General features: G+C 54.7%; 12 protein-coding genes and 2 tRNA genes. 9 read left to right on the forward strand and 5 right to left on the reverse strand.

Going from position 1 to position 13,302, the window contains the following annotated elements:
- Positions 1-17: 17 nt before the first annotated feature.
- A tRNA-Thr gene (locus G0Q06_RS00775) sits at positions 18-93 on the reverse strand.
- Between the two features lie 3 nt (positions 94-96).
- Positions 97-172, reverse strand: a tRNA-Lys gene (locus tag G0Q06_RS00780).
- A 147-nt stretch (positions 173-319) separates the two neighbouring features.
- Here G0Q06_RS00780 and G0Q06_RS00785 point away from each other — a divergent pair.
- Together G0Q06_RS00785 and G0Q06_RS00790 are read left to right on the forward strand one after the other, a co-directional pair.
- Complete coding sequence (locus G0Q06_RS00785; protein WP_163961482.1) at positions 320-952, forward strand: LysM peptidoglycan-binding domain-containing protein; 633 nt, start codon at positions 320-322, stop codon at positions 950-952.
- Between the two features lie 26 nt (positions 953-978).
- The gene (locus tag G0Q06_RS00790) at positions 979-1,566 is read left to right on the forward strand and encodes an NUDIX hydrolase (protein ID WP_163961484.1); all 588 of its coding nucleotides are present in this window, start codon (positions 979-981) and stop codon (positions 1,564-1,566) included.
- On the opposite strand, the gene sixA is transcribed toward G0Q06_RS00790, so the two are convergent.
- The gene (sixA, locus tag G0Q06_RS00795) at positions 1,536-2,012 is read right to left on the reverse strand and encodes a phosphohistidine phosphatase SixA (RefSeq protein ID WP_163961486.1); all 477 of its coding nucleotides are present in this window, start codon (positions 2,010-2,012) and stop codon (positions 1,536-1,538) included. The genes G0Q06_RS00790 and sixA overlap by 31 nt on opposite strands.
- An 87-nt stretch (positions 2,013-2,099) precedes the next feature.
- On the opposite strand from sixA, the gene G0Q06_RS00800 reads away from it, so the two are divergent.
- Positions 2,100-3,443 carry an MATE family efflux transporter gene (locus G0Q06_RS00800; protein ID WP_163961488.1) on the forward strand — a complete coding sequence of 448 codons (1,344 nt, stop codon included), beginning with the start codon at positions 2,100-2,102 and terminating at the stop codon, positions 3,441-3,443.
- Positions 3,444-3,452: 9 nt separating this feature from the next.
- Here the strand turns inward: G0Q06_RS00800 and G0Q06_RS00805 are convergent, their stop codons facing one another.
- The gene (locus tag G0Q06_RS00805; RefSeq protein WP_163961490.1) at positions 3,453-3,773 is read right to left on the reverse strand and encodes a hypothetical protein; all 321 of its coding nucleotides are present in this window, start codon (positions 3,771-3,773) and stop codon (positions 3,453-3,455) included.
- A gap of 59 nt (positions 3,774-3,832) precedes the next feature.
- Here G0Q06_RS00805 and G0Q06_RS00810 point away from each other — a divergent pair, with 59 nt between their 5' ends.
- From G0Q06_RS00810 to G0Q06_RS00825, 4 genes are all read left to right on the forward strand, one after another.
- Positions 3,833-5,242, forward strand: coding sequence for an MFS transporter (locus tag G0Q06_RS00810; RefSeq protein WP_163961492.1), 1,410 nt, complete (start codon positions 3,833-3,835; stop codon positions 5,240-5,242).
- 52 nt (positions 5,243-5,294) lie between these two features.
- On the forward strand, positions 5,295-6,911 hold the full coding sequence (locus G0Q06_RS00815) for an ABC-F family ATP-binding cassette domain-containing protein (protein WP_163961494.1): 1,617 nt from the start codon (positions 5,295-5,297) through the stop codon (positions 6,909-6,911).
- Positions 6,912-6,967: 56 nt separating this feature from the next.
- Positions 6,968-8,446 carry a DEAD/DEAH box helicase gene (locus G0Q06_RS00820; RefSeq protein WP_163961496.1) on the forward strand — a complete coding sequence of 493 codons (1,479 nt, stop codon included), beginning with the start codon at positions 6,968-6,970 and terminating at the stop codon, positions 8,444-8,446.
- Between the two features lie 104 nt (positions 8,447-8,550).
- Entirely contained in the window at positions 8,551-10,125 is a 1,575-nt protein-coding gene (locus G0Q06_RS00825; RefSeq protein ID WP_163961498.1) for a PQQ-dependent sugar dehydrogenase, read from the forward strand.
- On the opposite strand, the gene G0Q06_RS00830 is transcribed toward G0Q06_RS00825, so the two are convergent.
- Positions 10,089-10,916 (reverse strand): hypothetical protein, encoded by an 828-nt coding sequence (locus G0Q06_RS00830; protein WP_238710178.1) that lies wholly within the window; start codon positions 10,914-10,916, stop codon positions 10,089-10,091. The genes G0Q06_RS00825 and G0Q06_RS00830 overlap by 37 nt on opposite strands.
- A 187-nt stretch (positions 10,917-11,103) precedes the next feature.
- On the opposite strand from G0Q06_RS00830, the gene G0Q06_RS00835 reads away from it, so the two are divergent.
- Positions 11,104-11,988, forward strand: coding sequence for a hypothetical protein (locus G0Q06_RS00835; protein WP_163961502.1), 885 nt, complete (start codon positions 11,104-11,106; stop codon positions 11,986-11,988).
- Between the two features lie 63 nt (positions 11,989-12,051).
- Positions 12,052-13,131: an alpha/beta hydrolase gene (locus G0Q06_RS00840; RefSeq protein ID WP_163961504.1), complete on the forward strand. Its 1,080-nt coding sequence runs from the start codon at positions 12,052-12,054 to the stop codon at positions 13,129-13,131.
- Positions 13,132-13,302: the final 171 nt, after the last annotated feature.

Below are 13,302 nucleotides of genomic sequence, written 5' to 3' on the forward strand. Positions count from 1 at the left end.
AACCCGTTGATTACCAATGGAGCCAGCTGTCAGACTCGAACTGACGACCTGCTGATTACAAATCAGCTGCTCTACCAACTGAGCTAAGCTGGCCTATGGTACCGGACCGGGGACTTGAACCCCGAACCAATTGATTAAGAGTCAACTGCTCTACCAATTGAGCTAGTCCGGCCCGGAAAGGCTACGAATAAGGAAGGGAAGGCGGGCTTGGGCAAGTTAAAAATCTGGTTTTTTAAGGTGTGGCAGCGGGCAATTGCGGGTTGGCCGGACTGGCATTGTTCGCTTGCCAGAATCGGGGCCATTCCTAGGCTCTGGCGTCATGATGGACGAGTTTGACGAAAGTGTCGGGGAAGAGGCTGCGGAAAGCCGTGGATCGAAGCTGGGTCTGGGTGTTTTGATGATTGGGATAGCCGGGATTGTTCTGGGCATTACGGGCATCATGATGGCCAATCAGGCACAGAAAAGTCTCAAGACCCTGGAGGCCAACCTGCAGGCGCGACCGGACAAGACGCCCGAGATGGAAAAGGCTTTGGAGAGCATGGAGGAGCGGCTGGTCAAGCTTGGAGGGGAATTTGTAAAACTGGGGCGGGCTGACCGTCAGCTCCAGGAAAACACGCAAAAGGCCTTTGATGCGGTATTGGGCGATGTGAAGACCAACCGTGAAGGGATTAATGACGTCACGGAGAAGATGACGGAATTGGTGGACAAACTGGAAAACTGGAAGCCATCGACCACAGCAGCCCGGAGGGTTGCTACACCGGCTGAGACGGCTGGGGACGGTGCCGAGGCAGCGGTGGCTGAGGGAGGCGTACACATTGTCCGTAGCGGCGACACGCTGAGCAAGATCGCGGTCGAGTACGGGGTGACACTTTCCGAAATTCAGGCGGCGAATCCGCGTGTGAATCCCCGGGCCCTGCAGATCGGCCAGAAAATTGTCATTCCCGGAAATTAAGCCCCACCTTCCAGGATTTTTGACGAATGCCTGACAAGCGTATCAGTGCCTGGGAACGGAAGGAGACTTCCCTCCATGCGGATTGTTCGGTTTACAAGATCCTGAAGGAACGCTGGACCAATGAGCGCGAGTCTTCCCATGGAGACTTTTTTGTCATGGACGTGGGCGACTGGGCCGTTGCGATGGCCTTGACGGAACGCGATACGATTGTCCTTGTACGGCAGTTTCGTTTTGGGACCGCCGGTTTTTCATGGGAGCTGCCCGCCGGCGTGGTTGATCCCGGAGAGGATCCGGTCGAAGGTGGTTTGCGTGAATTGTACGAGGAAAGTGGATACAAGGGAAAATCAACCAAGCTCCTTGGGATGGTACATCCCAATCCGGCGATTCAACGAAACTGCTGTCACTTTGTCCTTGTTGAGGGGGCTGAGCGCGTGGATGGCGGCGACCCCGGACCGCATGAGTTTTTTGACGTGGAGGAAGTGCCGCTGAACACCCTGTTTGACTGGGCGCGTGACGGGACGATCACCCATGGAATTGTGCATGCCGCGCTGTTCTTCCTGCGCGACCACCTCTTGGAGAGCGGTTACAAGCCGAGCGAGCTGGGTGTCAGGTAAGCCTGCAGGCAAAATCCGCTCTGGGTAAATTCCTCGCGCTTGAGGACCATCAGGGCACCTTTCTTGAAAGGCAGGTAAGAGCGCTCACGGTCGATGCCTATCAGGGCACTTGCGAGAATCGAGAGGTGCGGGTTGTGGCCGACAATGAGGACCGAACTTTCCTGCTTCTTCAGCCTTTTATAGAGATCGGCGGGGTCACCATGCGGGACAAGCTTGTCCATGTAGTGAATTTTTAATGTTCCCTTGCTGTTGTTTAAAAAGGGCTCAGCGGTCTGGCGTGCCCGTTCATAGGGACTGCACCAGATTTCCTCAAAATCGAAAAAGCCCCTTTCCATGGCGAAGCTTGCCATCTGTTGTGCGCACTCCTGCCCGCGCCCGGAAAGCGTGCGTTCCGGATCCGGAGGGCCGTAATCGGCGTGGGCATGTCGCATGAGGAACAGTTTCATGTGAACTTAGATAAACAACGAATCACACAAATCACGCGAATATTAATTTGTTCTTTTATGTCCTTCGTGTGATTCGTAGTTACATTCATGTCCGGGACAGGGTACATCAGTGAGTTGAGGAAGACGTTGTTGTTGGCGACGCCGATCATGGCTGGCCATTTGAGCCAGATGATCCTTGGCTTTGTCGACACCCTGATGATTGGCCGGGTGGGGGTGGTCCCGTTGGCCGGGGCGGCGTTTTCCAATGCCGTGAGCAATATCCTCTTTATCGGTGGGATTGGCCTGCTCACGGCCGTATCCGTGTTTGTCTCGCATGCTTACGGGGCCGGAGACAGGAAAGAAGCCGGACAGGTGCTCAGGCGCGGGCTGATAATCGCCCTTTCCTGCGGGATCCTGATCTTCGGGCTGATCCGGGGAAGCTTTCCTTTTCTTCACATGCTTGGCCAGCCAGAGGATGTGATCGAGGCGGCAAAGCCGTATCTCTTCTACATTGGACTCTCCATTCCCGTCGCCTTGACAAACATTTGTTTCAAGAATTTCTCCGAGGCGCAGAATGCCCCATGGCCGGGCTTCTGGACGGGCTTGGGCGCGGTCTTTCTCAACATTTTCCTGAACTGGGTCCTGATTTACGGCAACCTGGGTATGCCAGCGATGGGTCTGGAGGGAGCGGGGATTGCGACTCTCATCAGCCGATTTGCCAACCTGTTCTTTCTCGTTGCTTGGCTCAAGCGTGATGCTCGCTGTCGCGAGAGCTGGCCGATGGAGTGGTTTGGCTCCCTAGCTTGGAAGCCAGTTCTCGGCATGCTGCGCCTTGGTTTCCCTGTCGCCCTCCAACTGATCATGGAAATTGGGGCCTTTGGAGCATGCACATTGCTCATGGGATGGATCGGAGTCATTGAGATTGCCGCGCACCATATCGCTATTACCTATGCTGCCACCACCTTCATGATTCCCCTCGGAATTTCCCTCGCGGTAGCCATCCGCGTGGGGCATGTCATCGGGGGAGGGGAGCCGCATCGGGCGAGAACCATTGGATTCGGGTCGATCGGGTTTGGCGTGTTGTTGAGTGGTGTGTTCGCGACCTTTTTCATTGTCCTCAATGTGACCTTGGTCGGCTTCTTCACCAAGGATCCTGCAACCGTTGCCGTGGCCTCGGTCCTCATCATTATTGCCGGCTTTTTCCAGTTGTTCGACGGCGTGCAGGTCCTGTCTGCGGGTGCCTTGCGGGGGTGCAAGGATGTGAAAGTCCCCACCTACATCATCTTCATGGCGTACTGGGTTATTGGAATTCCCGTCGGGTCACTGCTGGCCTTCCCCATGGACTTCGGAGCAACGGGAATCTGGATTGGCCTGGCATCCGGACTTGGGGCAGCCGCGATCGGCCTGCTGGCCCGATTTGCCCTGATCACGCGGGGTTCACACATGGCCTGAAGTGGCTCGCTAAAGACTCCAGCCCGTAATAATGAATTCCACCCGCTTTTCCTTGCCCGCTTCCACCTGAATGAAAAGTTCCTGCAGGCCCTTGGCAGTCTGGGTGACCGCTTTCCAGCCACCGGGCACCTGACGCTGAACCTTTACAGCGCCCGTTTTACCAACTTTCCCAAGCGATTTTCCGCCGTAGGAGCGCCCGATAATGACCGCCGTCACGCCGTCGAGCGCATTGATGCGATCAATCGTCTTCTGGCATTCCTTGGAGGTGCTTTGATGTCGGCCGCGGGGTGGCATGTGATCAGGCAAGGGAAGAAGCAGATGGGCGTCCATCCTATATCAGCCAGTTTATTATTGCACTACATTGCAGTAAAACCGTGAATACGAAGGATATGAACCCCCAAAACGGAAAACTGAGCATCCTTGAGAAGGTGGGCTACGGGGCCGGGGATACGGCCTCGAACATTTTCTACCAGGCATTTAATATAGTCCTGTTTTACTATTATACGGACGTGTGGGGGATCTCACCAATCGTCGTTGGATGGATCTACCTTGGGGCGCGTTTATGGGATGCCATCAATGATCCGCTGATGGGAATCATTGCTGACCGGACCCAGACCCGCATGGGACGCTATCGCCCTTATCTCCTCTGGCTTGCCATCCCATTCGGGCTGATCGGATTCCTGACCTTCGCCAGCCCTGGCCTGGAGGGCAGCTTGAAGATCATTTACGCTGCTTCAACCTACACCGTGTTGGGGATGATCTACACGGCGATCAATGTTCCCTATTCGGCCCTGATGGGAGTCATGACCCCGGATACGGAAGAGAGAACCATCCTGGCCAGCTATCGCTTTGTCGGAGCCTTCAGTGCGGCCTTGATAATCGGGGCAACAGTTCGTCCGTTGGCCAATGCCCTGGGCGGCGGTGACGAGGTTTTGGGTTACCGATTGACCTTTGCCCTTCTTGGCGGGCTCGCTTCGTTGCTCTTTATCTTCACCTTCCTGACGACCAAGGAACGCCTTGCCCCGGAAAAGGCGGGGGCCGATACCCGTGTCGGGCGGGACTTGAAGATTCTCCTCAAGAACACACCCTGGATTATCATGGCGTTCGCCGGGTTCCTGACCCTTTCCAATGTAGCGATCCGTGCCGCGGTGACATTTCACTATTTCAAGTACTACGTTGGGGACACGGGTGAACGGTATTTCTGGTGGATGGATTTGACCTCCTTCTTCCTTTCCACCGGCTCCATAGCGTTCATCGTCGGTATCCTCTTCACCAACATATTGCGGAAGAAATTCGGCAAACGGAACTCCCTGATCGGGATGACTCTCCTGAATGCCTTGGTAACGATACTTTTCTTTTTCATATCGCCGGACAACATTGCGGTGATGTTGATTGCCAATTTGTTGGGGTCTTTCTTTGCCGGCCCGACGCCCGCGCTTGTCTGGGCGATGTATACAGATGTGGCGGATTACGGTGAGCTGAAGTATGGCCGCCGCACAACCGGACTGGTGTTTTCCTCGGCGATATTCGCCCAGAAGATGGGACTGATGATTGGGGGAGTGCTTTCCGGTTGGATCCTCGGCTGGGTCGGCTTTGTGGCCAATGCTGAACAGACTCCAGGATCCCTGATGGGAATCCGGGTCATGTTTTGTTTTATTCCGGGGGCCTTCGCCATCGCCAACGGGCTTGTGCTTTTCCTTTATCCGATCACCGAGGAACAAGTCCTTGAGATGGAAGAGGAACTGAACGCTCGCCGTGAAGCGCGGGAATCCGGCGAAGGTGCGATTCAACCCCAATAGTTGAGCTTATTCCCTTGCGCCCGCGCGCAAGTGTGTAAACCTCCCCGCGCTTATGATCACGATCAGGGATTTACTACTTCGGCACGGGGAGCGAGCGCTTTTCAACAACATCTCCACCATGATCGGTCCGCACGACCGCATGGGTTTGGTGGGCGTGAATGGGTCAGGCAAATCAACCTTCCTGAAGGTGCTGACGGGACAGGTGGAATTTGATTCGGGGGAAATCGAGAAGCCGGACTATGTGACGGTTGGGTATCTTCCGCAGGATGGTATTTCGAGCCATGGCCGCAGCCTTTATGAAGAGGTGGAATCGGCCTTTGAGGATGTCCTTTCACTGCAGGCGAAAATCGACAAGGCGAGCGAGGAAATGTACGACCTCGATCCGGAGGATGAGGCGTACTACGAGCTCATCGACATGATCGGGGAATGGGAATTGCAACTCGAAGATCATGAGCCGGAGAAGATGAAGTCGCGGATTGAACGCATCCTCATGGGGCTCGGCTTTGAGACGAAGGATTTCCAGCGCGACACCGGTGAATTTTCGGGTGGTTGGCAAATGCGCATTGCCCTCGCCAAGCTACTCCTGCGGACACCGCTCCTGCTCCTGCTGGATGAACCCACTAATCACTTGGATATTATTTCCCAGCATTGGCTGGAAGGCTACCTTTCGAACTACCATGGTTCCCTGATGGTCATATCGCACGACCGGGCCTTCCTGGATGCGATTACCAACAAGACCTACGAGCTCAAGATGGGCAACCTGAACGTCTATCAGGGCAATTACAGCCATTTTGAAAAGGCCAGTGCCGAGCGACTCGCGACGCAGCGAAAGGCCGCGACCACGCAGAAAAAGGAAATCGCCCGGCAGAAGGAATTTATCAACCGCTTCCGCTCGAACCAGAAGAAGGCGAGTATGGTGCAGAGCCGCATGAAGCAGTTGGACAAGATTGAAATTGTCGAGCCAGAGCGGGAGGAGAAGAAGATTTTCTTCCGCTTTCCGGAGCCACCGCCGGCGAGCCACAAGGTGGTGAACCTGAAAGGGATTCACAAGGCCTACGGTGACATCAAGGTCTTTACCGGGCTCAACCTGGAACTCGACAGCGGCGACCGTATTGCCGTGGTGGGAGTCAATGGCGCGGGGAAGTCCACGCTGGCGCGCCTCATTGCAGGCGTCGAAAAGCCGGATGCCGGTGAGCGCGAAACAGGCGTCAACACGGTCATCGGATACTTTGCCCAGCATCAGGCGGAGGAGCTCAATCCAAACAAGACCGTCCTTGAGGAAGTGGAGTCCGCCTCGGTCGGGTTTGAACAGGCAAATCCCCGGGCAGCGCTTGGGGCGCTGCTGTTCAGTGGGGAAGACCAGAAGAAATCCGTCTCCGTCCTTTCAGGAGGTGAGCGCAACCGCATTGCCCTCGCCAAGATGCTCATGCGCCCGGCCAACTGCATCATTCTGGATGAGCCGACCAATCATTTGGACATCCGCAGCAAGCAGGTCCTCCAGGAGGCGATTACCCTCTTCAAGGGCACCGTCATCCTCGTCAGCCACGATCGCTCCTTCCTTGACCCGGTGGTGAACAAGGTTCTTGAAGTCCGCCCGGACGGCATGCGCATGCTCACTTGTAACGTTTCCGAATACATCGATCGGATTGAGAAGGAAGCTGGCGTCTAGGTTAAGGTCTTATTTAGTGGTGGTGAGGCGGCCGCTTTCGTGATCTGTTTGAGGGCATGCAGAAGAAATTATTCACGGAGCTCGAACTTTCCCCTGAGATACTCAAGGCCGTTGCGAAAATGGGCTTTGAAGAGGCGTCCCCGATCCAATCAGAGTCGATTCCCCCATTAATGGCGGGCGGGGACCTGGTTGGCCAGTCCATGACAGGTTCCGGGAAGACAGCGGCATTCGCCATTCCGGCCATCGAACAGGTGGATCCCTCGCTTGCCGAGACACAGGTCCTGATCCTCTGCCCGACCCGGGAGCTGGCCGTTCAGGTCGCCGAGGAGACCTCCAAGCTGGCGGCGTTCAAGAAGGGGGTGCGAGAGCTGCCAATCTACGGGGGGGCATCCTACGAGCGCCAGTTCCGTGGATTAAAGAAGGGGGCACACATCGTTATCGGGACGCCCGGCCGGATTCTGGATCACTTGGAAAAGGGAACCCTGCAACTTCAAAACCTCAAGACGATCATCATGGACGAGGCCGACCGGATGCTCGATATGGGCTTCCTCGATGATATAAAAACCATTCTTTCACAGACCCCGGAATCACGGCAGACCGTGCTTTTTTCAGCCACTGTCCCGAGGCCGATTGCCGGATTGATCAAGTCCTTTACCAACGATCCAACCTGGATCAAGATTGAGTCGCCGTCCATCACTGTCCCGGCGATTGACCAAGTCTGGTATGAGGTGCACGGACGAACCAAAGTGGAAGTCCTTTGTCGCCTCATCGATCTGGAGGACATCCGCTTCGCAATTATCTTCTGCGCAACCAAAATCATGGTCGACGATTTGGTGGAGCACCTCATTGCCCGTGGCTACATGGCCGACAAGCTCCACGGGGACATGTCCCAGATGATGCGCGAACGCGTCATGGATCGATTTCGTCGACGCTCGATTGAGTTTCTTGTGGCGACTGACGTGGCGGCGCGCGGACTCGATGTGAAGGATATTGAAGTGGTTTTCAACTACGACCTGCCGAACGACGGGGAGGATTATGTCCACCGGATCGGCCGCACCGGCCGTGCCGGCAGCAAGGGAAAGGCCATCACCTTTGTCAGTGGCCGCGAGGTCTACAAGCTGCAGAATATCATACGCTTCACAAAAGGGAAAATCCGCCGTGAGCGCGTTCCTTCTCTTGAGCAGGTGGAGGAGCGCCGGACAAATATCTTTTTCGATACATTGCGTTCAACGCTCGAGGGCGGTTCCTACAAGCGCTACGATAACCATACCGACCGCTTGCTCGATCAGGGCTATTCCCCGACGGATATTATTTCGGCATTGATGCATTTGCGTGAGCAGGAGAATCCGAAGTCGTCCGGTGAGGACATCCCGATCATCGAGAAATCCCGCTTTAATCCCGACGACCAACCGAGGCGCAAAGCTCCCCCGTGGAAAAAGGGTGGGGGGAAGCGCCCCTTCAATAAAAAGGGGTCCTCGCACCGCAAGGGTGGCCATCCCGGAGATTTTCCCAAGAAGAAGAAAAAGAAGGGGTAACGGGTCCTGATCCGTGCGATGGATACTGCGGAATAATGACCGAGTCTGGTTTCCAACCTCCCTGTCGATTTTGACAAGGAAGGGAATCTGGCGATTGTTATATTATGAATTTTGGTATTTCCAGCGCAGTCCTCATTGCCCTCCTCACACCCAGCTTATTATCCGCGCAGGATTATTTCCCTGATCCAATACCCCCGAGTGGGATTGCCCTGAAAGTGAGTGAAGTTGCTGTGGTTCCCGATTCGAGTCCCGGGCAACCGCCGCGGCTCAGCGTCCTGACCGAGGACCCCGCAGGCCGGCTCTTTGTCAACGACCAGCGCGGACCGCTTTACCTGGTTGATGAGCCCACCGGGACGGTCACTGAATACTTGGACATTCGCGATTACTCTGAACTGGATATCCTGGCGACCTTCGAAGCCGGTTTTCAAAGTTTCGCCTTTCATCCTGATTTTCTGAAAGAAGGAGCCGCGGGTTACGGACGTTTGTACACCATTCACAGTAGCAATGATACATCCACCTCGCCGGATTTTGATCCTGGCGGCAGTACGAGCCTTCACACTCTTCTGCTTGAGTGGCGGGCAGCTAATCCCGGTGCGGCCACTTTCATTCCCGCGCAACCGCTCAATCCTTATCGTGAATTGATGCGGCTGAAACAGCCTTTTGGAAACCACAATGCCGGACTGGTGGCTTTCAATTCCTCGGTCCCCTCAGATGATCCGGATTATGGTAACCTTTACATCGCGATCGGCGATGGCGGATCCGGGGGCGATCCACAGGAAAATGGCGAGGATGCCTCCAATCCTTTTGGTGCCATCTTGCGTATCGATCCTTTGGGTACAAATTCCGCAAACGGAGCGTACGGGATTGTCGCTGCCAACGCCCTGGCCGCGGATGGAGATTCCAATACGCTTGGTGAAATTTATGTCTACGGCTTGCGCAATCCCCAACGCTTTGGATGGGATGCCGTTACCGGGAATTGTTTTATCGCCGACATTGGCCAGAACGCGGTCGAGGAGATTAACCTTGCCTCCAACGGGGCCAATTTTGGCTGGGATGTGCGCGAAGGGAGCTTCACCTTTGAGGGGGCGGATTCCGCAAGCTTGACGGGTCCGATTGCTGAATATGACCATACAAATCCTGTTGTGGACATGCCGACTGCTATTAACAACCGGGCTGTGACGGTCGGTGAAGTGGTGCGTGGCGCCTGCATACCGGAACTGGAAGGCAAGCTGCTTCTCGCAGATTTCCCAACCGGTCTCATTTTCCTTCTGGATGTTTCGGACGATCCCTTTGACGGAGGCCAGGACGGATTGTCGACCTTGACGCTTCTCGATGCGGAAGGCGCTCCCCGTAGCTTCATCGACTTGATCAACACCGCCAGGGCAGCAAGGGGGCTGTCCTCTTCCACGCGAACCGACCTGCGGTTTTCCGTCAATACGCCAGGCCGCTTGTATTTGACCAACAAACAGGATGGAATCGTGCGCCGCATTCTCCCGACCGCGAATCCTGAAATCTCGATTTCACAGGCACTATCCGGTGAGCTGGAGGTGATTTTTTCAGGCTCATTGGAGCAGAGTAGCAATCTTATGGAATGGGAAACCGTGAAGCCACAACCGCTTTCTCCGTGGACAATTGCCCCACCTCAGGAAAGCCAGTTCCTGCGGGTACTGAGCAAGTGATAAACGGCATAGAGCTCCCAACCAAACGGGATATAGCCACCGTATCCGGCGAGTGGCATTTCGAATACATGAAGAAAATCCAAATAAGGAATGGAGTAGATCCATTTTGGATAAGCGTAGACATTCCATAATTCCCAGAAAAAGCCACACATAAGGGCGGCTGCTCCAAAGACCAGAAGGGCTTGTCCGTTGCCTTCGGAAAGTTGCTTGATCAAGGAAGGGCGCCGGAACCGGGCATTCAATGGATCAATAATAAAAAACATGGAAAGCCACATGAAGGGGAAGAATGTGGACGGGAAGAAAAGCATCAGGATGAGCATTCCCCAACCGGACCCGTGCAAGATCCAGAGCAACCGCGAATTGAGTGAAAAGCCCGGCCACTTGCCCAACTTCTTCGGCCATGAGAATGTCGCGATCAGTTCTGCCGTGCTGAAAACGGCTGGGATAACTGTTGAGAACGAAAGCGACGAATAAAGGAAATACTCGGTCCCTGAGAAGGCTTCCCGGCCGAGGTAGATCCAATTCTGCGTGAAAAGATTGAGCCCTTCAAAGAGCCACCAGACTGGCATTGAGACAAGGAACAGTAAGAGGTAAGCCGAGGGCTTGCGGACCAGTAGACAGCTGCCCGTCCGGCGTTGCACAATGCCACTAACTAGAAGGCAGTAACCGACCCATTGCGGGAAAAATAACAGATGGGTTCGCAGCCCGGAGAGTCCCCAGCTGAAAGCCCATGACAGCAGGAGCATGATCAAGCCCAACAGCGCATAAGCCGGGAGACCGGATCTGCGCATCAGTTTTGTTCCGGCTGTAGGAGGTGAAACCTGCATATGTGAATTAAATCAAATGCAGTCATTAAACGGCAAGGAAACAGGGGGCATATGTAAATTGTTTTGTAATTTTTGAAAAAGCGTTATTTAATCCGGCCCCGACGGCCACAATTGCTCTAGAACAAACAGTCTACTGTATCATTTATTTATCATGAAGTTGCGAACAATTATAGCCTGTCTATTCCTGTATTCAGTTCACTCGGCGAGTGCCATTATCAGCGTGGGAGGACCCACCACCGAATGGGTGGAGATTATCTACCCGGGGGTGCAGTCTGATTATCTCACTGACCAACAGACCGGAATCTACGAATTTGATATTGTCGGATCGGCTGACGGAAGCCATCCCGGTATCTACACGCAATTCGACAATGGCGGCGATGACCTTAGCCGGACTGATGGGGAGCTTGCCTTTCGATTTCGGGTCGGCGGTAATAAAAACCCTGCCTACTTTGAAGGCTTGGCATGGGTTGGAATGGATGTGAACGGCGATGGGGTGCTTGACCTGTTTGCCGGTGTTGAAAATCCAAAAGCCGCCACTTGGACCATTTCGATTCACGATGCTGGGACCGGGGCGAACATCTCCCCAAGCACAACCAGCATTTCGACAACCCCCGAGTTTTCCTACAACTCAATCGCCGGGACATTTGATTGGGCTCCAGTCACTTCGACCAACGATCCAAGTGCCACCAACTTCGATCTCGATGGGGGAGGCGAAACAGACTATTTCATCAGTTTCAAACTTCCCTTCGCGGATTTGGTCAGCGCTATCAATACGCTTGTTCCGGGAACGGATTTTGATGACACAAAAGCCATCGCCTATGTTGCCGCCACCTCAACCCAGGGCAATTCGCTCAATGCCGATTTGAATGGGGTCGAGGCGGGCCGCGACAGCACAACGACCTGGGAGATCCTCGGAGCATTGAGTCCCGAGCTGACCGCCGATGGCACACCCATTCCCGAGCCGGCTACCTATGCTGTCCTGCTTGGCCTTTCCGCCCTCATCCTGACAGGCCGCCGTCGACTTTGCAGGGATTAATTTCCCACTCCTTCCAAGTGCTTGCCTTGACGCTTGCCGTGGCACCATCAAATATGGCCCGCCATGTTTGCGGCTAAATTAACGGGACCCTTGTTGCTGGGGCTTTTGCTCGTTTCCGGTTGTGCAAGCTTCAATGCTTCCCGGCAGGATAAGATTTATCAAGAGGTGCTCTACCTGACTACACGTGAGGACACAGGTAAATCAGATCCCGGTGAGCGTTTTGCAGGAGAACGGGGGAAGACCCGTTACGGTGCCGCGATGGTGGCAATCGATCCGGAGCCGGTCTTGTCAGCCTTTTCGGTTGCTCAAACAAACCGGCTGATGCAACGCCCTCAACTTCCACGGCGGCAAGCGCTACAGAAGATCCAGCCGCTTCAGAAGGATGCCTTCATGGAAGCTATTGGCCGGTATTCCATGGATCGCGAAGTGCCCGAAGACATTCTGATCTTCATTCATGGCTACAAGCGCAGCTTTGCCGATTCAGTGGAAAACGCCGCCCGCTTACGATACCAGCTTGCCTTCCCCGGACCGGCCATTGCCTTTTCATGGCCCTCGACGGATTCGGTCTCCGGCTACCTCGCCGACGTCGAAAACCTCGACTGGTCGGTGCCAGCCTTGCGCGACCTGATTGAAGGAATGGGGGAGCGATTCCCGCACACGCGCTTGCATCTTGTTGCCCACAGTCTGGGCAATCGTGCCCTTCTGCAGTTGCTGGCGGAACTTCTTCAAAATGATCAGGAAGCGGATCGTCTTCCCATCGGGCAACTCGTCCTGATCGCTCCAGACTTCGATCGCGACATCTTCATGCGGGACGTTGCACCCGAACTTCATCGATTACCGTTTCGCAAAACGCTTTATGTCTCCTCCGAGGACTTTCCATTGATGGCCTCCGGGAAGGTCTTCCAGTATCCCCGTCTGGGGGATTCGCGTGAGCTTCCTCCCATCATCAAGGGAGTGGAAACCATTGATGTCTCCGACGCCATCAACGTTTTCAACGGCCATGGCTACTATGAAGCAAACCGTGCCACCATCGAGGATCTATACTTTCTCATCCGTGAGAATAAACCGGCCCATGAACGGCCGGGACTGATTCAGGTCGAGACCGATGAGGGACCCTACTGGCGACTCCAGCCGGTCATGTGAAATGAGATTTGGAGGGGGTGCCGAGAGCGGGCACTCAGATTCTTTGAGAATGCAATAAGTGTTCAAAGGAGTCTCTATTCGTGGCAGTTGGCGGGTTTTCTCAACTAAGTGGCTGAATTTTTCTAATTAAAATTGTGAGATTTGTGGCATTCTCCTGATCCTAATCCAACC

This window comes from Oceanipulchritudo coccoides (genome assembly GCF_010500615.1).
In the GTDB taxonomy this organism is placed as follows: domain Bacteria; phylum Verrucomicrobiota; class Verrucomicrobiia; order Opitutales; family Oceanipulchritudinaceae; genus Oceanipulchritudo; species Oceanipulchritudo coccoides.

Coding starts and splice junctions, on each gene's coding strand:
- G0Q06_RS00840 (WP_163961504.1), top strand. CDS start 12,052: ATGTTTGCGGCTAAATTAACGGGACCCTTGTTGCTGGGGCTTTTGCTC.
- G0Q06_RS00800 (WP_163961488.1), top strand. CDS start 2,100: ATGTCCGGGACAGGGTACATCAGTGAGTTGAGGAAGACGTTGTTGTTG.
- G0Q06_RS00835 (WP_163961502.1), top strand. CDS start 11,104: ATGAAGTTGCGAACAATTATAGCCTGTCTATTCCTGTATTCAGTTCAC.
- sixA (WP_163961486.1), bottom strand. CDS start 2,012: ATGAAACTGTTCCTCATGCGACATGCCCACGCCGATTACGGCCCTCCG.
- G0Q06_RS00815 (WP_163961494.1), top strand. CDS start 5,295: ATGATCACGATCAGGGATTTACTACTTCGGCACGGGGAGCGAGCGCTT.
- G0Q06_RS00820 (WP_163961496.1), top strand. CDS start 6,968: ATGCAGAAGAAATTATTCACGGAGCTCGAACTTTCCCCTGAGATACTC.
- G0Q06_RS00790 (WP_163961484.1), top strand. CDS start 979: ATGCCTGACAAGCGTATCAGTGCCTGGGAACGGAAGGAGACTTCCCTC.
- G0Q06_RS00785 (WP_163961482.1), top strand. CDS start 320: ATGATGGACGAGTTTGACGAAAGTGTCGGGGAAGAGGCTGCGGAAAGC.
- G0Q06_RS00825 (WP_163961498.1), top strand. CDS start 8,551: ATGAATTTTGGTATTTCCAGCGCAGTCCTCATTGCCCTCCTCACACCC.
- G0Q06_RS00805 (WP_163961490.1), bottom strand. CDS start 3,773: ATGGACGCCCATCTGCTTCTTCCCTTGCCTGATCACATGCCACCCCGC.
- G0Q06_RS00810 (WP_163961492.1), top strand. CDS start 3,833: ATGAACCCCCAAAACGGAAAACTGAGCATCCTTGAGAAGGTGGGCTAC.
- G0Q06_RS00830 (WP_238710178.1), bottom strand. CDS start 10,916: ATGCGCAGATCCGGTCTCCCGGCTTATGCGCTGTTGGGCTTGATCATG.